This window comes from Citrobacter sp. RHBSTW-00671, assembly GCF_014103415.1.
Classification (GTDB): Bacteria; Pseudomonadota; Gammaproteobacteria; order Enterobacterales; family Enterobacteriaceae; genus Citrobacter.
Map to the genome: position 1 here is coordinate 1,883,773 of NZ_JABXPR010000001.1, position 20,739 is coordinate 1,904,511.

The window sequence follows — 20,739 nt, forward strand, 5'->3', positions numbered from 1 at the left end:
GTATGGAACTGAGGCACTTACGCTATTTTGTCGCGGTGGCGCAGGCGCTGAATTTCACCCGTGCGGCAGAAAAGCTGCATACCTCTCAGCCGTCGTTGAGCAGCCAGATCCGCGATCTGGAGATCTGTGTGGGCGTTCCGTTGCTGGTACGCGATAAGCGAAAAGTGGCGCTGACGGCGGCGGGAGAGTGCTTTTTACAGGATGCACTGGCTATCCTCGAACAGGCGGAGAGCGCGAAAATTCGCGCCCGTAAAACGGTGCAGGAAGATAACCATTTTACGATTGGTTTTGTTCCTTCAGCAGAGGTGAATCTGCTGCCTAAGGTGCTGCCTTTGTTTCGTTTAAAACAACCGGATACACACATTGAACTGGTGAGTCTGATAACTACGGAGCAGGAAGAGAAGATCCTGCGTGGGGAGCTGGATGTGGGCTTAATGCGTCATCCGGTTTACAGCCCGGAGCTGGACTATCTGGAACTTTTCCATGAGCCGCTGGTGGTGGTGCTACCGGTTAACCATCCGTTAGCCAGTGAAAAGGCAATATCGGCACAGCAACTGAACGGCGTGAATTTTGTCAGCACCGATCCCGCTTATTCTGGTGCGTTAGCAATGATTGTCAAAAACTGGTTCCAGCAGCAAAAAAGCCAGCCCAATGTTGTACAGGTGGCGACCAACATTCTGGTGACCATGAATCTGGTCGGTATGGGACTGGGGGTCACTTTGATACCCGGTTATATGAATAATTTTAATACCGGTCAGGTGGTTTTCCGGCCAATTGTCGGCGATATCCCGACCATTTCACTGCTGATGGCGTGGAAAAAAGGTGACCTGAAACCCGCCTTGCGTGATTTTATCGAGCTGGCGCAGCGGCCAGCCGAGTGCGCTACTTTACAATAACGGTAATGGTTGCCGTGCCGCTAAATTTGCCTGGTGATAGCATGCCGCCCACCATATTTGTCGGCCATGCTTCCAGGTTGATAGCGCCCTGGCCTGAAGAGTCGAGGCTGAGCAACCCATTAGTAAAGGGAATATTCTGAGCGCCATCACGTGACATTTGTATACCGACATCCGGGACGTTGTCCGTTTCACGGCGACGGGCGACCAACGTGTACTGGTTAATAACATCGTTGCCATCAATCTGCATTTCCATATCATTACTCATTTCTGATGTGTCGCCGCAATCGTAACGAATTTCAAATTTAACCGGCGTGTAGCCGTCTGGCATCCTGTCCTTTGTCGTGAAGCGTCTGGCGTCGATAAAGCCGAGATCGACTTGAATGATGTCTCCCTGGTTGATTTTACAATTTTGCGGCACGGTAATGCTCCCTTGAATACGCAGTTCGGCAATATCTTGTAGCGTACTCAAGGATGGTGGGGTTGTGTTGGTGCTCCATCCGGCCCGTACTGAAGCGACGAGTGTGTCCGGGATCACGAGCTCGCCCAGGAAAGGCTTGGTGACATAAAGCGTCAAACGGGTATTGGCACCCATTGTCACCGGCGCGGCGCGGGTATCCGCCGGATCGGCCGCGCAGACGCTGCCTTTGCTGCCGCCGCTTTGGTAGGAACCATTCTCTCTGATGGCTTGCGTATTCAGCGGGGTGACACCGGTAGCGCCAGGAATATCGTCGACTTCAGTTTGAATATCCAGATTGTTGTTCAGGCGGTAATAACCATTTACTTTGCCAGTTTGTGAGAGGCCGCTGGTTACCGTATAAAACAGGCCCACCTTGGTATCTGCCTCACAGGTACACTCTATCTGGTAGGCGTTGCCCGTGAGCGGCGTCGGCAATTCCAGGGTGCGGCCGGCGACATTCTGATCTTGCGTCCAGTCGCTGGACACATTGGCGCTAAAACTGCCTTTTGCCGAGCAAGCGCCGGTGATCGCATGGCTTGCGGGAGAAAAAAGTGCGAGCAGCACGACGCCCACAGCGGTAGACATTCCATTTCTCATCCACATCTTCCTTATCGACATTGTGCGTTGCCATTTTGTATTGAAGTGCCACGGCTGACACTTTCCGGCAGGCTAAAGGTGAACTGACACTGCTGATCGGGTTGGTTGCCCCAACGCACAGACCAGGTTTGCGGCTGATTGTTCACGCCGCTGATATACAACACGCCGCCTTCATCAACAATACTTTGCTGGGTCTGGCTGCTGGCGATGGCGCCAAAAGGGAGTGGGTGACCCTGAACATCGGTGAGTTTTAGCAGTACACGGTAACCCGTACGGGCAAGGAACTGGGCGGTGACGGCGGCTCCTCGATTAGGCACAACGGTACGCACCGTTTCGGTTACGTCAACGTTATCCGGCATCTGCGTAGTATCTACCGATATCGCGTTTTCCTGGTAAGCGGTCAGGAAGGGAATCACGGCATAGCCGAAATGGTCGGTGGCAATGCCGGGGTAGTTTTTCACCCGGATACCGGCAGCGCCGTTGGCATCGACCAGCGCAAAGGCGTTGCCCAGAGGCTGTGAAAGGGTCACGCCGTGGCGGTGGGCGACAATACCGCCGGAAAGACCATAGCTCAGTTGCTTGCTATCGGCGCTGTAATCATAGCCAGCATTGACGGTAGCGAAAGCAGAACGATAACTGCCGTAAAGGCTGCTGCTTTCGTCGCCGCCCCCTTCGCTTTGTCGTTGTTTCAGGTTATAGCTCAGGCGGCCATCGTCCAGCAGAGAGCCGTTAATGCCCACTTCGTGTTGAGTGGGACGATCGCGCTGATCGGTGGCCCTCCACGTGGCCTGCGCATGGGATAGCCAGCGGTCTAGCGGTATACTCAGGCTAAGCGATAGCGTGCGATCGTTTTCGTGGTCCTGCGAGTCAGTGAACTGGCCGCTCAGGTTATAGCTGACTCCCCATAGGTTACCGTTCAGGCCAATAGACAGGTTTTTATCCTGCTGCCCGCGGCCCCAGTATTCTTGCTGTGAGCCTGAAGCATAAAAGCAGATGCCTGTCAGCAGTGACTGGTTGAACGTAAATTGAACCTCGCTGCGCAAGCGATCGTCGGCGCGGATATCTTTCTGATTGGCGTCGGAAAAGTTGAAATAGCCACTGCTGGTATAGCGATAATAGCTTAGCGACACGCTGGTGCCGCTTTCGGGGATATCTTTAATGTACTGCGTACGCCAGCTGTAACCATGATAACGACCCTCCGTATTCAACTGGGTATCTGCATGGCTCACATCTGTCGACACGGCCCCGAGTATGCCAAGCGTTGAGCCAAGGCCCAGCGCTAAAGCCTGGTAATCCTGCGAGGCATTCAAACCACCATACAACGTGATGGCGTTGTTCAGGCCATAGCTGGCGGTACTTTCAAGAAATTCGGGTTCGTTGCTGTCCTGCGACGTTGGGGCGCGAAAACGCCCGGCAGTGACGCTGTATTTAAGGTATCCGGGTCTTTGCATTTGCGGCAGCGCAGAGAAGGGTTGGACGAAGTGCCTTACCGTACCGTCAGCTTCTTCAATCGTGACATCGAGATCGCCACTGAAGGAGGAAGGGTAGAGGTCGTTGATTTCAAAGGCTCCCGCCGGCACGTTGCTTTGATACAGGGTGTAGCCGTTTTGCTGTATTGTGACGATAGCGCTGGAGTGCGCAATACCGCGAATCGTTGGCGCAAAGCCACGCTGGCTGTTTGGCAGCATGGTTTCGTCGGAAAAGAGACGTGCTCCCGTGAACTGATAACTTGAGAACACGGTGCCTTCTGTTGCGCTTTCGCCTACCACCAGCTGTGATTTCAGGCTTTTAATATCTCGTTGTAGCCAGCTGTTAATGCTATCCCAATGAGCATCACTGTCGTTATGTGTCCAGGTCGAGTAGTTACGTAGCCTCCACGGACCCAAGTTGACGCCGTTTTGCATATTCAGATACTGGCGCTGATTGCTATCTCCGTCGTACTGATTTTGCGAGCCGCTAAACGAGTAGTTGGTGAACAGAACCGGTATGCCATCATCCCAGCGAGAGGGCGCAACGTAACCGCGAGCATCGCGGTACAGGGCTATTTGAGGCACGCTTAGGTACAATCTGCCGTGGTTGATATCAAACTCTGATACGGTGCCGGGAATGACCTGCGCCAGGTTGCCGATTGTCGTAAGGTCATCCAGCTTTTCGAGCTGTGGATAATTTTCAATTTTTATGCCCAGCTCGCGCAGTTGTTCAAGGGTTAGCTGGGGAATTAACTGGTGATTTTTATCTGCAATAAATGGGATCTTCCGCTGTACAGTTTTCTTTTTATTCATATAAATATCAACAATATATTCTCCTGGGAGCTGCGAGTTCTCCTGAGAGAAAACGGAAAGATCGACCGACGACTGACCACTTTTTTCTGTTTCCAGAAGCGTAGGGTCAAAGTAGAAGCCATCGGCTCTGGCATGGACAGATACCAGATATCCGCTGACGATTGCGCAACGCAGCCAGAAGGCGAGTGGTTTACTATCTGAAAAATGTGGCGTTGATTGCACCATATCGCTTTTCATTCCCTGAGAGCTATCGGCATAAGTTGGCTACAAGATGCGATTTATTGCAGCGTCCTGGTTTCCGTCTGGCTGGTTCCGCCGTAGTCGTTTATTGCAGCCCACTGCACCGTCTTTCCTGCTAAACCCGGTACCGCCAACTGTTTATGCTCGCCAGGTGCGATACGCTCTATTTTGTTGGTCAGATCGGTTTTATCCAGCGCCAACCCCGCGAAGACCACGTAATAAGCTGATGGGTTATAGATATCTAACCTATTATTGCTGTATTTATATTCGAGTGATTTATAGGCATCGTAGGGTTTTCCCACCAGATTACTCGGGCGGTAGAAGAGCTTAATTCGGGTTTTAAATACCAGCGTCAGCATATTATTTTCGACGCTATCGGATTGTTGTGTTGCAGGAATAGCGCGTACGTTAATAAAGAATAGTGATTCTTTGTCTTTAGCTATATTATCAGACGACTTTATTATTCTTAGTGATGAGTTATTGCCTGCATCCAGGCGAAATAGCGGAGGCGTCATGATAAAGGAGCCTCGGGCTGTCCCTTGTTCATTGTCGACCCAGGATTGCAGCAAATAGGGCAGACTTTCGCTGCGATTAGTCACGGATAGCGCGGCTTCTTTCTTCCCTGCATCATAAATGACGCGGGTTCTTTCCAGTACAATTCCGCCAGCGAAATTTTGGCAGGACCAGCAGCTCAGCAGTAATGTCAGAGCTAATGCTGTGGTTTTTTTCATCTCGGTTATCCTTCACCAGGTGTCAGAAAGCATCTCTTTCCCTACCGATGAGAGGAAGGGAAAGAGATGGTAGATGGCAATCAGCGATAATCGATGGTGACATCAACAGTGGCGTTCGCTTCCCCAGGGGTGATGGCAGCGGTGGAAACGTAATAGGCCTGCAGTCCTACCGTGGTTGTGCCGTCGGCTTCAGGCGTAAAGCTGATTTTCGGTTCGGTAAGCTTATTCAGCGATATTTGTTTCCCGTCGCTGGCTCTGTCGATACGAATACCTACACCCGTTGCAGGAACGTCCAGGCCGCCCACGGCGGCCAGGTCATCATAGCCAGCAACGGTACCGCCGCTACGCGTTTCTAACCACATCTGGAATGAGTTGTCCGTAGTGCCATCAAGGTGTTTCCACGGCGCTGTTGGGCAGTTTTTCAGTGGAATATCGACGGGAATAGCCGGAGAACGATCGCCAATGCTTTTAAATTGGTTGGCGGCGTAGTGGCCTAATTCGACGTTGATCGTATCGCCGTTGGCAAATTCACAGGTGCTGGTTAAAATCGCGCCTGTAAATTCAATGGTACCGTTCGTCGCCCACGCGCTTCCCGCAGAAAGCGCTAACAGGCTAGCTGCTATAGATTTTGCAATTTTGTTCATTAAATTCCCTCTTATTGAATAAATCTATCGGCAATTAAATTTTTGAAAATACAAAACGAAAATTAATTGCGGGGGAATTGTATTCGATATGCACCGATAGTCATATTACGGAGTGAAATTTTCAGATTGTATTTATTAAAATTTAATAAATTAACTGTTATTGTAAGTTGATCGGTTTTCATCTGATGATGACATAAAATTATCGTAAGCAACAATATTGGCTGCTGAATTATATAGTTGCAATGATAATAAATTTTTTGATATTCAGTTGAGTGTTTTTTTCGAAAAAACCATTTACTTCCCTGCATGATTTTTTTCATTCCATTATGTCTTTTGCTACAAAATCATACAGATGTAAATGATTGCGGATGTTTATGGCGGGCAGTGTTGATTAAAAGTGATGTTTGTCACAATTATCTAGTAAATGTGATCGGTAGTACTCTTCAAAATGTGGGATGAGTCATTAAACTAGGACTTCTAAAACGGGAGGAACCATGGCTCTGCATTCCACGCGCTGGCTGGCGCTCAGTTATTTCACCTATTTCTTTAGCTACGGTATTTTTCTGCCGTTCTGGAGCGTCTGGCTCAAAGGGTTAGGGCTGACGCCGGAAACCATTGGTGTGCTGCTGGGCGCGGGGCTGATTGCTCGTTTTCTGGGGAGTTTGCTGATTGCGCCGCGCGTGAGCGATCCCTCTCGCCTGATCTCTGCTTTACGTATTCTGGCCCTGTTGACGTTGGTGTTTGCGCTGGCCTTCTGGGCGGGCACTAACGTCGCGTGGCTGATGGTGGTGATGGTCGGCTTTAACCTGTTTTTCTCACCGCTGGTGCCGCTGACCGACGCGCTGGCCAACACCTGGCAGAAACAAATAACCATGGATTATGGCCGGGTGCGCCTGTGGGGGTCTGTGGCCTTTGTGATCGGCTCCGCGCTGACCGGCAAGCTGGTGAGCCTGTTTGATTACCGGATGATCCTTGTCCTGTTGTCGCTAGGGGTCGCGTCGATGCTGCTGGGGATGATGATCCGCCCGAGCGTTCAGCCTGCGGGTGAAAACCGTCAGCAGGAGAGTGCAGGATGGCCGGCCTGGCGCACGTTGATAGCCCAAAGCTGGCGTTTTCTCGCCTGCGTAAGCTTGCTGCAAGGGGCTCATGCGGCCTATTACGGTTTTAGTGCCCTCTACTGGCAGTCGGCTGGATATTCTGCCTCGGCGGTAGGGTACTTATGGTCGCTCGGTGTGGTAGCGGAAGTGATTATTTTTGCGCTCAGCCACAAGCTATTCCGCCGCTTTAGCGCTCGCGATCTGCTGCTGCTCTCTGCCGTTTGCGGCGTGGTGCGTTGGGGATTGATGGGCTGGAGTACCGAACTGCCGTGGCTGATTGTGGTGCAGATCCTGCATTGCGGAACCTTTACCGTCTGTCACCTGGCGGCGATGCGCTATATCGCGACGCGACAGGGCAGCGAAGTCATTCGTTTGCAGGCGGTTTATTCCGCGGTGGCGATGGGGGGGAGTATCGCCATCATGACCGTGTTCGCCGGCTACCTGTATCAAAACCTGGGCAGTGGCGTATTCTGGGTGATGGCGCTGGTGGCGCTTCCCGCGATTGTCCTGCGACCAAAAGTGGTGGCGCAACCGACAGCATCATGATTCGAGGATTTTGCGGATCTGCTGCTGCTGATGTTGCGTAAGCGCCAGGTCCGCATGAATCAACGGCGGTGAAAACAGCGGTAGCGGCGTGGTGTACGGCGTAATAATCAGCGCCACACCACGCGGTGAACCTTCTTTTTGAAAGTCCTGCATGGGCATATGCTTTACGTTGAGCGGCAGCAGCGTCAGTTCCCGCAGTTGTTGCTCTATATGTGCCTCACGTTGTTCGTTATTGCCGGTCAGCAGGATTATCTGCTTCTCGTGTAAATCCTTTTCCTGCATCAGCCAGGCACCGAAAATGACGGCCACCAGCCCGGTCTCTTCCTCTGAAAAACGCACATCGTATTCGTCTTCGAATCCGTGTAACGCTTCACGCGTGGTGCGTACTAACCGGGGATACAGCCGACTGAATTCTTCCGGCAGGGTGTTATCAATACCAATGGCGAACAGACTGCGGTTCAGCGCTTGAGTCAGATGTACATACAGTTGGTCATTTAGCCCCTGCTCATCGCTGAAGCGGACGTTGCCATATTCACGAAAACGCAGCACCAGCCGGGCAATCTCAAGGCGCAAACGACGATCCTGCTGGTGGTTATCACGAATCGGGTCGGGGATGCGGATCATCGAAAACAGCAGCGCCATAAACAGCGATTCCCCCAGTGGCGCACGCTGCATAACGTGCCGTTGCCAGTGGCGGCCGATTTCCTCAGCGAGTGGGTATTCGGCACAAGCTTGCGCCCAGCGTTGTTGCAGAGGATTAAACTCCGGGGTGATCCCTGCGTGGTGCTGTAGCAGGCAGTACTGTAAATAAAGCCGCAGGAACTGGATATCACGGCACTCAAACGGCTTCTGCAAGCGTCGGGAACACAGGTTGATCAGCGCATGCAGATTGGTGTCGTCATACAGCGTCCGCGCAATACCGCGTTGTTTAAGTTCCATTTTTAACGCCGGGGTAAACTGCTGGGCAATAAACGTTGGACAAATCCGCAGGCCACGGCGCAGCCACTGTAACAGGCACAGACGCTGGTTGAGCGGGGTTCCCTCTATTGCATAATGTCCATTCTGAGCGGTGGTAATGGCGAGTCGGTGATAGCGCTGGATTTCGAGTCCGGCACCGATAATATCTTCCCGAACCGTGGCATCATCGACCCCGTTCAGCGTGCTGAAAGTCTGCGCAGTGGCAATTTGCCCTGGCAGGAAAAGCGTCAGAAGCACCTGACAACGGCGCTGGGGAGCGGATAGTACAGATGGCGGGGCAAGCGTTGACATCATCTGTAGGATCTCCCGTAAGTATGTTTGATAAGAATAGCTAAAGTTTGCTTATTGAAATGGAGAATGGAATGCTTTCCGCCAGGAATGCTGGAGAGCGTCACAGAATTTTTAACGTGCGGAACAGATAGCGGTAGTCGAACGCAGCGCGTTAATCCGCTTTTTCACTGTTTTATCTTTTGTTTAGATATATAAAAATCGGCAGATTGCGCAATGACGCCCTGTTAACGCTTCGGCATTAACATATGTTGGCTGAGCATATGAATATGCTTTCTCAGAGAAAGGGTTCCGTTCACCTCATGTTCATCGCTTTTCTGCACCCTGAACGCCGGTGAACGTGTTAAGGGTGCTATCGCCGCACCCTTAACAATCCCGGCTCCCGGCGGGAAAATTGCCGCTCCGCGGTTCCCTCCGCTTATTCCTCCAGGCTACCGGGCCGGGCGCGATGCAACATCCCTGTCGCACGCACCCTGAACCCGCATCCCTGCGGGTTCTCCCGGCCTTACGGAAACACGTCGGCAATTTTCAGCCGGACCCGCCACGCCCGACCACCTGTATTTTTATTTGAACATGTTTGAACAGCAAAAAGGATATAGCTGAAAGTCAGAGCGCTGAGGTGAACGGAACCCTGAGCCGGAATTACATGTTCTCCATCACGTCTGCCCGCGGCTCAGCGTTAACCCCACATCACCGCCGGGATGTACAGACAACAACGTCTCTTTTGAGTAGCTGCTTTCGCTCATCAGGCAGGCGCAGGCGGCGTCAAAGATTGCCAGTACCAGCATTATTGAGGTGGTCGCCAGCATGTTTAGCGGATCGGCTTCGCGCTGGACTCCGGTGGAAATCACCAGTCTCGATGCTTTAGCTATGGCTGAATCGGCGTTTTCAGTGATGCTCAGGATGGGCACATTTCTCGCTGCCAGTCCGGGCAGTAGCCGGGTGAGTTCATCCGAATTACCTCCGCGTGACAGCATGATGACCAGATCGTCGGCGCGTAAAAAACCCAGATCGCCATGTGCGGCGTCGGTGGCATTGAGGTAAATCGCCGGACGCTCCACGCAGGCAAGCATATGCGCCACTTTACGCGCGGCAATGCCGGAAGTGCCGACGCCAGTGACGACGATTTTCCCCCGGCAACCGCGCAGCTCCGCCATCAACAACTGCCAGACAGGTTCAGTCAGATGCTGCCCCAGACGCGCCAGGGCATCGCTATAGAGCTGAAATACGCCGGTGGCCTGAGACCAGGAGTCGCTCATGCGTCCTCCTGCATCAACTGGCGGTATTTCATATGATCCTGATACATCTCGTGGAATACCCGATATTTGCGATCGTAGTACTGCTTAATGCGATTTGTTTGCGGGGTAACCGTTTTACCAATCCGACTCATCGCCGACATCGCTTCCGGGAGGGTGTCAAAAACACCTGCCGCGATGGTGCCCATCATCGCGCCACCCAGCAGCATAGCTTCGCTCTCTTCTGGCAGTAACATTGCGCAACCCGTGGCGTTGGCATGTTCCTGAACGAAGATCGGGTTCTTTGTTCCGCCGCCACTGGCCATAATGGTATCGATGGTGTAACCACTTTGATTCATCGTCTCGATAATATGACGTGTCCCCAGGGCAATGGCCTGGATAGTCGCCAGATACTGCAACGCCATGTCTTCTGGCGTGCGGGATAGCTTCAGCCCGGTGATTGCCCCTGTGAGCGTTGGGTTGGCGCGCGGTGAGCGGTTGCCGTGGAAATAGGGCAGGATATGCATGTCGCGGGTCAGGAACGCGATATCTTCCGGCTCACCGGCCATTTTACGCAGCAGTGCATTCAGCACTTCGTAAATGGTTTGTCCCTGGGATTTCGCCTGTGCCAGTAGTGTTTCATAGCACGGATGCGACTGAATAACGTGGTCGATTAACGCCCCGGTAGCCGACTGCCCGCCTTCGTTGAGCCAGTATTCCGGCAGCACCGCTGAGTAGTAAGGACCCCAGATGCCGCTGATAAAACGCGGCTCTTTGGAAATGGCCATATGGCCAGTGGAGGTACCGCCAATCAGTGCGACACGACGGTCGAAATCCGCCACTTCGCCGGAAACGCCGCAGGCGCCGAGTGTGCCGAGCGTACCGGCGTGCGCATCGATGATCGATACGCTGACTGCCGTCCCCGGAATCAGCCCCATTTCGCTGGCGGCGCGTGCTGACAGCCCATGACCGAGCGGTTCACCCATGGTTTTTACGTAGCGGCCAATTTTGGCAGCATCGTGCTCCAGTAAATCTTCCAGCCCGATCTGGCGGAAGTAGCTGGCATCCCATTTGTCTTCATGGCCCATATAGGTCCATTTGCAGACCGTTGAGCACAGCGATCGCGTGTCGTCTCCGGTCGCACGCCAGGTGAGGAAGTCTGGCAAATCAAAGTAGTAACCCGCATTGGCCCAGGTATTGGGCATATGCTGTTTCAGCCACAGCAGTTTTGGCGTCTGCATTTCCGGAGAAATAATGCCGCCGACGTAGTCCAGCACCCGATGATGCAGGGCGTTGATGCGGTCGGCCTGGGTAATGGCGCGGTGGTCCATCCACACAATAATATTCTGTTCGCTACGTCCGGAGGGGCTGATAGTCAGGGGGTTACCCTCTTTATCCAGCACTACCAGCGAACAGGTCGCGTCAAAGCCTAACCCTTTCACCTGAATCGGGTTGATATCCGATTGGTTGATGGCATCGCGAACCGCGTTGCACACCGCCTGCCAGATGTTATCGGAAGACTGCTCAACAAAATCGGCCTGCGGGCGGTAAATCTCGATGGCCCGACTGGCCTGACCGACCATTCTGCCGTTGAGATCAAACACGCCAGCACGGGCGCTGCCGGTTCCGACATCCACACCAATAAAGTAACTTGCCATAATTTTTTCTCCTGAAATCAGGCTTTACGATTCTGTAATGCGATAAAGAGGATCAGCACCGCGCCCCACAGCGCCATCGTCAGATAGCTGCTGACCCCCAGCAAGTTAAGGCCGCTTTCCAGCATTTGCAGCACGATAAGTGCCAGCACCAGGCCGATAATGCGCCCGAAACCGCCATCCGGGTTGATGCCGCCGAGGACGGAGGCAAGGATGGTGACCAGCAGGTAGGATTCGCCGTATCCGGCTTTCGCCGAGTTGAATTTCGCCATCATCAGAATGGCGGCGACCCAGCCGAGCAGTGCCGAAATGACGTACACGGAAATTTGCACCCGTAGGGTATTCACGCCGCTGTAGCGGGTAGCCTGCTCATTGGAACCGACGAGATACAGACTGCGCCCAAGCGTGGTGTGCTCCAGCAGCACCCACAGCAGGATTGCCACGAGGAAAAAGAGCAGCAGCGCCACCGGAATGCCGGCAATCGTTGCGTTGCCAAGATATTGAATCGCCGTCGGGAAGCCGGAGATGACCGTCCCGTTAGACAGCAGAATATTCAGCCCGGAGATAAGCGTCATGGTGCCGAGCGTGGCGAGAATAGGCGAGACACCGACCCAGGCGATCAGCGCGCCGTTCAGGGTACCAATGGCAACCGCGACGGCAGCGCCTGCCAGCAGCGCCAGCACCAGAAACAGCGGGTTATCCGGATGGGTGACGATAATCGCCGCCATCACCAGCGAGCAGGCGTTTGCCCCGGCAATTATCGACAGGTTAATGCCGCCGGTCAGCATGGTCATGCCCATCCCCAGGGCCAGCATGCCGAGGATCGGCAACTGCGAACCGATGGACTGGAAGTTAGCGACGCTGAAAAAACGGCTGCCGAGCAGGGCCGAGAAGACCAGCGCGACGACCACAATAATGACGCATTGCAGGCGAATGATGGTATCACCGGGTAAAAATCTGGCGATTGTTTTCATCTCAAAGCTCCCTTGCCAGTTTGCGTTTTTCGTTCCAGGCCGTGGCGCTGATGCTGACCAGGATAATGGCGCCGCTGAACACGGTATGCCAGTAAGAGGAGACGCTGAGCAGCGTCAGGCCGTTTTGTAAGAAGGCCAGCAGGATCACGCCGAGCAGGGTTCCGGTTAACGTACCGCGTCCACCACTCATACTGGTTCCCCCGAGCACTACCGCTGCCAGCACCGTCAACTCAAAGCCGAGCAGCGAATTGGGTGCTACTGACTGGGTAATTTGTGCCTGCACCACGGCGGCCACGCCCGCCAGAATGCCCATATAGCCATACACGTAGAAATGCAGTTTCAGCAGATTCAGTCCCAGGCGCGAGGCCGCGTCGCGGTTGCCGCCCATGGCGTAAACCTGACGGCCAAGACGGGTATAGTTCATCAGCACGGCGGTAAAGATGATCACCGCAGCCAGGCACAGCAGGGGCAGGGTCAAACCGTAGTCGTAGCCATCCGCCGCGGTGAACGAGAACCAGTTAATACCGTTCATAAACCAGTCGGGGAAGCCATACAGCCAGGTGCCTTTAGTGGTGTAAACCAGCAGGCCGTAATAAACGTTCAGCGTGGCGATAGTAATGATGATCGCCGGAACGCGCAGCCAGTAGACCAGGAAGCCATTGATCAGTCCAAGCAACAGACCTACCGCAATCGCGATGATTAACGCCAGTGCGAAGTTGCCGCCGTGGCCGATCACCCAACTGGCCATCGCGTACTGGGCAATGGCGGTCATCGCCGGGAAGGAGATGTCGATCCCGCCAGAAATCAGTACTACAAACAGACCGCAGGCAAGGATGCCAAGAATCGCGTAGCTGGTGGCCACATCCGTCAGGTTCCCCAGTGACAGAAACTCGTCGGTGCTGATGCTCAGCCCAACGGCAAGGGCTACAACCAGCAGGCCCAGCCAGAACTCATGTTGCCCGATTAAACGGGACAGATGCATCTTATTCATTGATTACCTCGACCACTTCAGCAATCTCCTCTTCACGGCATTGATGAGGATTAAATTCCGCCACCAGCTTGCCGCGGCGCATTACCAGCACGCGATGGCTGTTGTAATACGCTTCCGGAATTTCATCGCAAATCATCAGCACCGCCATCCCCTGTTCCGCCAGATCGCGGGCGATCTGGTAAATTCCCTCTTTGTTAGCGATATCCACGCCGACAGTAGGCGAGTCGAGGATCAGGATGCGCGGATTGGTTGCCACCCATTTAGCAATGGCGATACGCTGGGCATTACCACCGGAAAGGGTTTTGACCGGCAGATGTGGATCGGAGACTTTAATGTTCAGCTCGCGGATCAGGTCAGCGACCAGCTTTTGCGCTTTGCGATGATCGAGCAGGCCGCTGCGGGTGTGCAGTTGGTCAAATACCGTGACGATGGTGTTGTCATAGATCGACTGCTCCATGATAAGCCCCTGCGTCAGGCGATCTTCTGAGACATAGCCGATCCCGTGTTTGATGGCATCGTGGTTATTGCGCAGAGTAACCGGCTGGCCGTTAATGCGGATTTCACCACTTTCAGGATGCGTCATACCAAACAGGCTCAGACAGAGCTCGGTACGTCCGGCGCCCAGCAGACCCACAATGGAAACTATCTCGCCGCCGTGCAGCGACAGATTAATGTTCTGGTATTTGCCCCGACGGCTGAGATTGCGCAGCTCCAGCAGCGGTTCCTGCTCAATGGCAGGCCTTTCGGGCAGTGGGCTGTAGTGGAAGCGTTGTCCGGTCATCAGGAAGGCCAGTTCGTGGCTGTCGAGTTCGCTGGCAGGGTAAGTGCCCACCAGTTTACCGTCGCGCATCACGCTAATTCGGTCCGCCACTTCCATCACCTCATCAAGACGATGGCTGACAAATACCACGCAAATCCCGGCTGCTTTCAGTTCGTTAACTACCCGCAGCAGGCCATTAACCTCCTGGCGGGTCAGAGAGGCGGTGGGTTCGTCCATAATCACCAGTCGGGCATCGGCGGCGATTGCCCGGCAAATAGCGACCAGCTGTCGGTCGGCAATCGAGAGTTTTTCGACTTTTTTATCGGGATCGATGTTCACACCGATGCGCTTCATGGCCGCCAGCGCCTGCTGTTTCATGGCGCCACGCCGTACCCAGATATCGCCACCGGGCAGATAACGGTTGACCGCGATGTTTTCCGCGACGCTAAAATTGGGAAACAACGACAAATCCTGATAAATAACCTGAATACCATAGTGGGAAGAGAGTTGCGGCGTCAGGTGATGGAACAATTTACCATCGAGTAAAATTTGTGCGCCTTTTTCAGGGCTATAGACCCCGGAGATCACTTTAATAATGGTGCTTTTACCACAACCGTTTTGACCCGCCAGACAGTGAACTTCGCCTTTTTTCAGCGTCAAATTCACCTTATCCAGCGCCAGCACGCCCGGGAATTGTTTGCTGATATTCTCAAGAGTGATAAATGCGGTGGTGTCTGTCATGGACAATACCCCTGCGAGCGTCCTCGCGGACGCTGAGTGTTAGTTTGGTAGATAGCGCCGACCAGACGGTCGGCGTTAAGGTTCCCTGGTGTTGGCTAAGGCCTTAGAAACCGAGTGATTGTGCGTTGTCTTTGGTGACTTCGAGGATCTTGTTAAAGCGGATCACTTTCTTCTCCGTGTCGATATCGGCTTTCCCTAAACCATCGATACTCAAATCGGCGTTGACTTCTTTGCCCTGCAGCAGCTGATCGGCAACCGTTACCAGCGCGTAGCCCGCGTCTTTCGGATCCCACAGCAGCGCTTTTTTGATGTCTCCACGCATCAGGTAAGGCGCAGCCTGTGCCGGCATGGCGATCCCGACGACGGCGATTTTATCTTTGGCGCGTTTTTTCTGCACGGCCTGGCCTGCACCGATAGGACCCAGTGAGCCGAAACCGATAATGCCTTTCATCTGCGGGTAAGTTTTCATCAGATCCAGCGTCGTGGCATAGGACTTATCGATGCTTTCCGCGACGGGTAAACGGGAGGTGACTTCGAACATCTCCGGATATTTTTCTTTCTGGTACTTAATTGCATAATCAGCCCACGCGTTATGCAACGGCACGGTCAGCGAACCGACATAGATAGCATACCCGCCTTTGCCGCCCATATTTTTCGCCAGTTCATCGACGTTGGCCTGCGCGTATTTTTCACTATCAATCGTTTCGATATCCCACTGGCCGATGTGCTCGTCCGGAGATTCGTGCGTCAGGACCACGATGCCTTTATCGCGTGCTTTTTTTAGTACGGGTTCGAGGACTTTGGCATCGTTAGGAACCACGATGATCGCATTCACGTTTTTAGCGATCAGATCCTCAATGACTTTTACCTGCTGCGCCGGGTCCGGCGTTGAAGGTCCGGTCTGGTAAGCATTTACATCGAGTTTTTTTGCTGCTTCATTCACGCCGGTTTCCATTCGGTTAAACCACGGAATACCGGTGACTTTGGCAACCACAGCAATTTCATATTTTTCCGCCGCAAACGACGTGCCGGACAACATGCATGCAGAAACCAGGGTTGCACTGAGTAATGCGAGTTTGAATTTCATAGTTGTACCTTTAGTAGGGGGCAGGGCATGTTACGGCGTGAAGTTAACAACGAATGGAAGAGGGAATGAATTATAAGTTTGATGAATGTGATCTATGCCCGCTATTGTTAATTTATAGATAATTTTAAGTTAATTTTTGGTTAAATATGACGAGGTTTGAATTTTTTTCGGCGCTATTTCTGTTAATAAATCATTAATATGAAACCAGTTATTAACATATGTGCATCATTTGACGTAAATTGAAGCCATGAATCGCCGTTTTTACGGTGACGGGAAAATAATAAAATGTCGAAATTGAGAACTGAATCGATACCGGAAAAGGGTGCTCAACATTTTTCCGTTCGATGATATGCTCACCACTCTTTTCGCCCAGGACGTTATCATTGTGGCGGCCTGTATTGTTACCGTGGAGAACTCATGCAACGCGTTCAACGCATCATTGTCACGTTGATCCTGGCTATCCTGTCTTTTAATGTCGGTGCGCATCCCCACAGTTTTATCCATCTGAAAACTGAGATAGTGAGTGAAAATAACCAGCTTGTAGCGCTGAAAATGCGCTGGACGATGGATGAAATCACCTCGGCTGACCTGCTTTATGATGCGGGGAATGCCAAACCGGGCGATGAGATCTGGAAAAAACTGGCGGCGGAGGTAATGGCCAACGTCCTTGGGCAGCACTATTTCACCGAAGTGTGGCATGCGGGACAAAAGGTAAAGTTTAAAAATCGGCCGACGGAATATGGCATGGAGCGTGAGGATCACCAGGCGGTGCTGACGTTTGTGCTACCACTGGCAGAGCCGCAGCCGTTGAGCGGACAAAAATATAGTATTTCAACGTTCGATCCGACCTATTACGTCGATATGAGCTATGACAAAGACAGTGATGCCTCTCTGGCGCAGCCCCTACGCCAGCAATGCCGGATTTCCGTGCATACGCCGACGCCGAATGAACAAACGCTGAGTTTTGCGCAGTCGCTGGATAAAGAAGATGCGCCGCCGGAGGATATGGAATTAGGTAAACAGTTTGCACAGACGGTGACGTTGCAATGTCAGTAATTTATCGACCACACACGGTCAGACGTCGTTGGTTTAGCCTATGGCCGCTGGCGCTGTTTTTACTGCTGGCTGCAGGCGGCGTACTGTGGCTATGGCAGACCTGGCCGCAGGTGATGATGAAAAGTATCGTCTGGCAGCGCGAGGTTAACCAGCAGATGAGTGGGTTGCTCAAAGCAGTTGCTGCTAATCCGGCCCGGGCCGGGGGATCGCTGCTGCTGTTTAGTTTCCTGTATGGGGTACTCCACGCGCTGGGGCCGGGACACGGCAAAATTGTTATTACCACCTGGCTTGCGACCCATCCGTCGAAGTTAAAGTCGAGTATCGGGCTGACGCTGGCGTCTTCGTTGTTACAAGGGCTGGTCGCTATTGGGCTGGTGGTAGTGGTGCTCACCGTCTTGCAGTTGCCCGCACGACAGCTACATGTGAGTAGTTTCTGGCTGGAGAAAGGGAGTTATGCGTTGGTGGGGGTGTTGGGTGTGCTGCTGTGTGCTCGTGCGCTGAGAAAGCTGCGCCAGTTGCTGCGTCGCCCGACGTTCACCGCTTTCGCGCCGCACCATATCCATCATGATGGCTGTGGTTGTGGGCATCAACATTTGCCTGACCCTGAGCAGATACAACACGGGGATGACTGGCGTGCGCGACTGATGATAATTCTGTCTATGGGCATGCGCCCGTGCTCCGGAGCCATCATGGTGCTGCTGTTTAGCAAAGTGGTGGGCGTGTTTAACTGGGGGATGGCATCGGCGCTGGCCATGGCGGCAGGAACGTCACTGACGATCACATCGTTAGCTTTACTGGTGCACAGTTTCCGCTCGCTGGCGGTGAAACTCAGTGGCAATAGCGCGCCGGTACTGTGGCGGCAGATTGGCTGGACAACGCTGGCATTAGCCGGAGGCGCGGTGTTGATTGCTGCTGCGGTAGTGATGTGGATGAGTGCGGTGCCGGTGGGGCGGGGGATAAGACCGTTTTAGGTTAGAACGGTATAGTATGAATTGTAGGCCGGATAAGACGCGAAAGCGTCGCATCCGGCACCACAGCAGATTAACGCTTCAGCGCATCGCTAAGTTCGTCACGCATGTTCGCCAGCATGGCTTTAACGACGCGCGGGTTACCTGCAACGATGTTGCCAGTCGCCATGTAGTTATGACCACCGGTAAAGTCACACACCAGTGCGCCAGCTTCACGGGCAATCAGTTCACCTGCGGCAAAATCCCACGGGCGCAGGCCAATCTCGAAGTAACCATCAACGCGTGCAGCGGCAACGTAGGCCAGATCCAGCGCAGCAGAACCGGTGCGACGGAAGTCCGCGCATTCGGTGAACATGTTGCCGAGGATTTTCATATAAGAAGCAGCGTGTTGCTTCGCTTTGAACGGGAAACCGGTGGCGATGATGGTGCCATCCAGATCGCGAGCCGTGCTGCCGCGCAGACGGTAACCGTTCAGCTGTGCGCCCTGACCGCGAGTCGCGGTGAACAGTTCGTTACGCATTGGATCGTAAACAACGGCGACTTCAGTACGGCCTTTGATGCGTACTGCGATAGATACCGCGAAGTGCGGCAGACGTTTTACGAAGTTGGTGGTGCCATCCAGTGGATCGATAACCCATTGAACATCCAAATCTTCACCAACATGTTCACCGCTTTCTTCGGTGATGATGGTGTGCTGTGGGTAAGATTTGCGGATCGTTTCGATAATAATCGCTTCGGCGGCTTTATCGACGTTAGTCACGAAATCATTGCTGCCTTTCTGGCTGGTTTCTACAGAGTCTGGGGTTTCGTAGTGTTTGGCAATTACATTACCCGCCTTGCGCGCTGCGCGCACGGCGATGGTCAGCATCGGATGCATCGGTCTCTCTCACTGGATGTTAAAGAACGGGAAAACGGCGCAGAGTATAGCAGCGAGTTCGGATTATGTCTTCGTTTTATGATAATATGGTCGAATAATCTTTAGCCGAAGAAATACAATGCTGCAAAATATTCGAATCGTGCTGGTGGAAACGTCTCACACCGGCAACATGGGCTCTGTTGCCCGCGCAATGAAAACGATGGGTTTAACCAATCTGTGGCTGGTAAATCCATTGGTAAAACCGGACTCCCAGGCTATCGCTCTGGCGGCTGGCGCCAGCGATGTGATTGGCAGTGCGCAAATCGTCGACACGCTCGATGAAGCCCTGGCGGGTTGTAGTCTGGTTGTCGGAACCAGCGCGCGTTCTCGCACGTTGCCGTGGCCGATGCTGGACCCGCGTGAGTGTGGTTTAAAAAGCGTTGCTGAAGCGGCAAATACGCCGGTGGCGTTGGTTTTTGGTCGTGAACGCGTTGGTCTGACTAACGAAGAACTGCAAAAATGCCATTATCACGTCGCTATTGCCGCGAACCCGGAATACAGTTCGCTCAATCTGGCGATGGCGGTCCAGGTCATCTCTTATGAAGTGCGCATGGCCTGGCTTGCAACGCAGGAAAGCGGTAAAGCAGCTGACTATGAAGAAACCCAGTATCCACTGGTCGATGATTTAGAGCGTTTTTACGGTCATCTGGAACAGACACTGCTGTCGACCGGGTTTATCCGTGAAGGCCATCCGGGGCAGGTGATGAACAAGCTGCGTCGTCTGTTTACTCGCGCACGTCCAGAGAGCCAGGAGCTGAATATCCTGCGTGGGATTTTAGCGTCGATTGAACAACAGAATAAAGGGAAGTAACCGGTCTTTACGCCGGATGGCGCTTCGCTTATCCGGCCTACAGGCCGCACGATTTGTCGGCCGGATAAGCGAAGCGCCATCCGGTAAACGAATACCGCACGGAACGCAAAATACCTGACTAAATTAGTCAAGTAAATAGTTGACTGATTTAGTCGGGAATGTCAGACTTGCCCCTGCTATGCAATACCCCCATTTTACAATAAAAAACCCCGGGCAGGGGCGAGTTTGAGGCTAAGTAAGACATGAGACTGACATCAAAAGGGCGTTATGCCGTGACCGCAATGTTGGACGTTGCGCTCAACTCCGAAACGGGCCCGGTACCGTTGGCTGATATTTCTGAACGTCAGGGCATTTCCCTGTCGTATCTGGAGCAGTTGTTCTCCCGGTTGCGTAAAAACGGTCTGGTTTCCAGCGTACGCGGACCAGGCGGCGGATATCTGCTGGGTAAAGATGCTGGCAGCATCGCAGTAGGTGAAGTTATTAGCGCTGTTGACGAGTCTGTAGATGCGACCCGTTGCCAGGGTAAAGGCGGTTGTCAGGGCGGCGATAAGTGCCTGACCCACGCGCTGTGGCGCGATCTTAGCGACCGCCTGACTGGTTTCCTCAACAACATTACGTTGGGCGAGCTGGTAAATAATCAGGAAGTCCTCGATGTGTCTGGTCGCCAGCACACGCATGACGCTCCACGCAGCACCCGTACGCAAGACGCTATCGACGTCAAACTGCGTGCCTAATAAAAATTACGCACTATCTTCTGCTTGCATCAAGGCAACCAGCAAGATGAAGCGT

At 53.2% G+C, this 20,739-nt stretch carries 18 protein-coding genes; 6 read left to right on the forward strand and 12 right to left on the reverse strand.

Annotated elements, in window-relative coordinates; all coding sequences use genetic code 11:
* The first annotated feature begins 2 nt into the window (after nucleotides 1–2).
* Nucleotides 3–896: a DNA-binding transcriptional regulator HcaR gene (hcaR, locus tag HV261_RS08960; protein WP_202038041.1), complete on the forward strand. Its 894-nt coding sequence runs from the start codon at nucleotides 3–5 to the stop codon at nucleotides 894–896.
* On the opposite strand, the gene HV261_RS08965 is transcribed toward hcaR, so the two are convergent.
* From HV261_RS08965 to HV261_RS08980, 4 genes are all read right to left on the reverse strand, one after another.
* Entirely contained in the window at nucleotides 883–1,950 is a 1,068-nt protein-coding gene (locus HV261_RS08965; RefSeq protein ID WP_326929136.1) for a fimbrial protein, read from the reverse strand. The two genes, hcaR and HV261_RS08965, sit on opposite strands and share 14 nt — an antisense overlap.
* 11 nt (nucleotides 1,951–1,961) lie before the next feature.
* The gene (locus HV261_RS08970) at nucleotides 1,962–4,457 is read right to left on the reverse strand and encodes a fimbria/pilus outer membrane usher protein (RefSeq protein ID WP_202039676.1); all 2,496 of its coding nucleotides are present in this window, start codon (nucleotides 4,455–4,457) and stop codon (nucleotides 1,962–1,964) included.
* Nucleotides 4,458–4,510: 53 nt separating this feature from the next.
* Entirely contained in the window at nucleotides 4,511–5,203 is a 693-nt protein-coding gene (locus HV261_RS08975) for a fimbrial biogenesis chaperone (RefSeq protein WP_202038043.1), read from the reverse strand.
* 80 nt (nucleotides 5,204–5,283) lie between these two features.
* Nucleotides 5,284–5,847, reverse strand: coding sequence for a fimbrial protein (locus tag HV261_RS08980; RefSeq protein ID WP_202038044.1), 564 nt, complete (start codon nucleotides 5,845–5,847; stop codon nucleotides 5,284–5,286).
* Nucleotides 5,848–6,341: 494 nt separating this feature from the next.
* Here HV261_RS08980 and HV261_RS08985 point away from each other — a divergent pair, with 494 nt between their 5' ends.
* Nucleotides 6,342–7,490 (forward strand): 3-phenylpropionate MFS transporter, encoded by a 1,149-nt coding sequence (locus HV261_RS08985; protein ID WP_202038045.1) that lies wholly within the window; start codon nucleotides 6,342–6,344, stop codon nucleotides 7,488–7,490.
* Here HV261_RS08985 and csiE read toward each other — a convergent pair.
* From csiE to HV261_RS09020, 7 genes are all read right to left on the reverse strand, one after another.
* Nucleotides 7,485–8,762, reverse strand: a complete 1,278-nt coding sequence (csiE, locus tag HV261_RS08990; protein WP_202038046.1) for a stationary phase inducible protein CsiE — start codon at nucleotides 8,760–8,762, stop codon at nucleotides 7,485–7,487. The genes HV261_RS08985 and csiE overlap by 6 nt on opposite strands.
* A 650-nt stretch (nucleotides 8,763–9,412) precedes the next feature.
* Nucleotides 9,413–10,015 (reverse strand): SIS domain-containing protein, encoded by a 603-nt coding sequence (locus HV261_RS08995; protein WP_202038047.1) that lies wholly within the window; start codon nucleotides 10,013–10,015, stop codon nucleotides 9,413–9,415.
* A complete protein-coding gene (locus HV261_RS09000) occupies nucleotides 10,012–11,649 on the reverse strand; it encodes an FGGY-family carbohydrate kinase (protein ID WP_202038048.1) in 1,638 nt (545 codons plus the stop codon). Before HV261_RS09000 ends, HV261_RS08995 begins: the two co-directional genes overlap by 4 nt.
* Before the next feature lie 17 nt (nucleotides 11,650–11,666).
* Nucleotides 11,667–12,620: an ABC transporter permease gene (locus HV261_RS09005; protein ID WP_202038049.1), complete on the reverse strand. Its 954-nt coding sequence runs from the start codon at nucleotides 12,618–12,620 to the stop codon at nucleotides 11,667–11,669.
* Between the two features lies 1 nt (nucleotide 12,621).
* Entirely contained in the window at nucleotides 12,622–13,611 is a 990-nt protein-coding gene (locus HV261_RS09010; protein WP_202038050.1) for an ABC transporter permease, read from the reverse strand.
* On the reverse strand, nucleotides 13,604–15,112 hold the full coding sequence (locus HV261_RS09015) for a sugar ABC transporter ATP-binding protein (protein ID WP_202038051.1): 1,509 nt from the start codon (nucleotides 15,110–15,112) through the stop codon (nucleotides 13,604–13,606). The genes HV261_RS09010 and HV261_RS09015 overlap by 8 nt, the downstream gene beginning before the upstream one ends.
* Nucleotides 15,113–15,215: 103 nt before the next feature.
* A complete protein-coding gene (locus tag HV261_RS09020; RefSeq protein WP_006683457.1) occupies nucleotides 15,216–16,199 on the reverse strand; it encodes an autoinducer 2 ABC transporter substrate-binding protein in 984 nt (327 codons plus the stop codon).
* Between the two features lie 417 nt (nucleotides 16,200–16,616).
* Between HV261_RS09020 and HV261_RS09025 the strand changes: the two genes are divergently transcribed.
* Together HV261_RS09025 and HV261_RS09030 are read left to right on the forward strand one after the other, a co-directional pair.
* On the forward strand, nucleotides 16,617–17,255 hold the full coding sequence (locus tag HV261_RS09025; protein WP_202038052.1) for a DUF1007 family protein: 639 nt from the start codon (nucleotides 16,617–16,619) through the stop codon (nucleotides 17,253–17,255).
* Nucleotides 17,246–18,226, forward strand: coding sequence for a nickel/cobalt transporter (locus HV261_RS09030; protein WP_202038053.1), 981 nt, complete (start codon nucleotides 17,246–17,248; stop codon nucleotides 18,224–18,226). The genes HV261_RS09025 and HV261_RS09030 overlap by 10 nt, the downstream gene beginning before the upstream one ends.
* 70 nt (nucleotides 18,227–18,296) lie before the next feature.
* Here the strand turns inward: HV261_RS09030 and suhB are convergent, their stop codons facing one another.
* The gene (gene suhB, locus HV261_RS09035) at nucleotides 18,297–19,100 is read right to left on the reverse strand and encodes an inositol-1-monophosphatase (protein WP_003835237.1); all 804 of its coding nucleotides are present in this window, start codon (nucleotides 19,098–19,100) and stop codon (nucleotides 18,297–18,299) included.
* Nucleotides 19,101–19,218: 118 nt separating this feature from the next.
* Here suhB and trmJ point away from each other — a divergent pair, with 118 nt between their 5' ends.
* Nucleotides 19,219–19,950 (forward strand): tRNA (cytosine(32)/uridine(32)-2'-O)-methyltransferase TrmJ, encoded by a 732-nt coding sequence (gene trmJ, locus HV261_RS09040; RefSeq protein ID WP_137384805.1) that lies wholly within the window; start codon nucleotides 19,219–19,221, stop codon nucleotides 19,948–19,950.
* 242 nt (nucleotides 19,951–20,192) lie between these two features.
* Complete coding sequence (iscR, locus tag HV261_RS09045) at nucleotides 20,193–20,684, forward strand: Fe-S cluster assembly transcriptional regulator IscR (RefSeq protein WP_005120405.1); 492 nt, start codon at nucleotides 20,193–20,195, stop codon at nucleotides 20,682–20,684.
* The last annotated feature ends 55 nt before the right edge of the window (nucleotides 20,685–20,739 follow it).

What these genes read in the sequence shown, in the direction of transcription:
- hcaR (WP_202038041.1), top strand. Translation starts at nt 3, where the DNA reads ATGGAACTGAGGCACTTACGCTATTTTGTCGCGGTGGCGCAGGCGCTG.
- HV261_RS08965 (WP_326929136.1), bottom strand. Translation starts at nt 1,950, where the DNA reads ATGAGAAATGGAATGTCTACCGCTGTGGGCGTCGTGCTGCTCGCACTT.
- HV261_RS08970 (WP_202039676.1), bottom strand. Translation starts at nt 4,457, where the DNA reads ATGGTGCAATCAACGCCACATTTTTCAGATAGTAAACCACTCGCCTTC.
- HV261_RS08975 (WP_202038043.1), bottom strand. Translation starts at nt 5,203, where the DNA reads ATGAAAAAAACCACAGCATTAGCTCTGACATTACTGCTGAGCTGCTGG.
- HV261_RS08980 (WP_202038044.1), bottom strand. Translation starts at nt 5,847, where the DNA reads ATGAACAAAATTGCAAAATCTATAGCAGCTAGCCTGTTAGCGCTTTCT.
- HV261_RS08985 (WP_202038045.1), top strand. Translation starts at nt 6,342, where the DNA reads ATGGCTCTGCATTCCACGCGCTGGCTGGCGCTCAGTTATTTCACCTAT.
- csiE (WP_202038046.1), bottom strand. Translation starts at nt 8,762, where the DNA reads ATGATGTCAACGCTTGCCCCGCCATCTGTACTATCCGCTCCCCAGCGC.
- HV261_RS08995 (WP_202038047.1), bottom strand. Translation starts at nt 10,015, where the DNA reads ATGAGCGACTCCTGGTCTCAGGCCACCGGCGTATTTCAGCTCTATAGC.
- HV261_RS09000 (WP_202038048.1), bottom strand. Translation starts at nt 11,649, where the DNA reads ATGGCAAGTTACTTTATTGGTGTGGATGTCGGAACCGGCAGCGCCCGT.
- HV261_RS09005 (WP_202038049.1), bottom strand. Translation starts at nt 12,620, where the DNA reads ATGAAAACAATCGCCAGATTTTTACCCGGTGATACCATCATTCGCCTG.
- HV261_RS09010 (WP_202038050.1), bottom strand. Translation starts at nt 13,611, where the DNA reads ATGAATAAGATGCATCTGTCCCGTTTAATCGGGCAACATGAGTTCTGG.
- HV261_RS09015 (WP_202038051.1), bottom strand. Translation starts at nt 15,112, where the DNA reads ATGACAGACACCACCGCATTTATCACTCTTGAGAATATCAGCAAACAA.
- HV261_RS09020 (WP_006683457.1), bottom strand. Translation starts at nt 16,199, where the DNA reads ATGAAATTCAAACTCGCATTACTCAGTGCAACCCTGGTTTCTGCATGC.
- HV261_RS09025 (WP_202038052.1), top strand. Translation starts at nt 16,617, where the DNA reads ATGCAACGCGTTCAACGCATCATTGTCACGTTGATCCTGGCTATCCTG.
- HV261_RS09030 (WP_202038053.1), top strand. Translation starts at nt 17,246, where the DNA reads ATGTCAGTAATTTATCGACCACACACGGTCAGACGTCGTTGGTTTAGC.
- suhB (WP_003835237.1), bottom strand. Translation starts at nt 19,100, where the DNA reads ATGCATCCGATGCTGACCATCGCCGTGCGCGCAGCGCGCAAGGCGGGT.
- trmJ (WP_137384805.1), top strand. Translation starts at nt 19,219, where the DNA reads ATGCTGCAAAATATTCGAATCGTGCTGGTGGAAACGTCTCACACCGGC.
- iscR (WP_005120405.1), top strand. Translation starts at nt 20,193, where the DNA reads ATGAGACTGACATCAAAAGGGCGTTATGCCGTGACCGCAATGTTGGAC.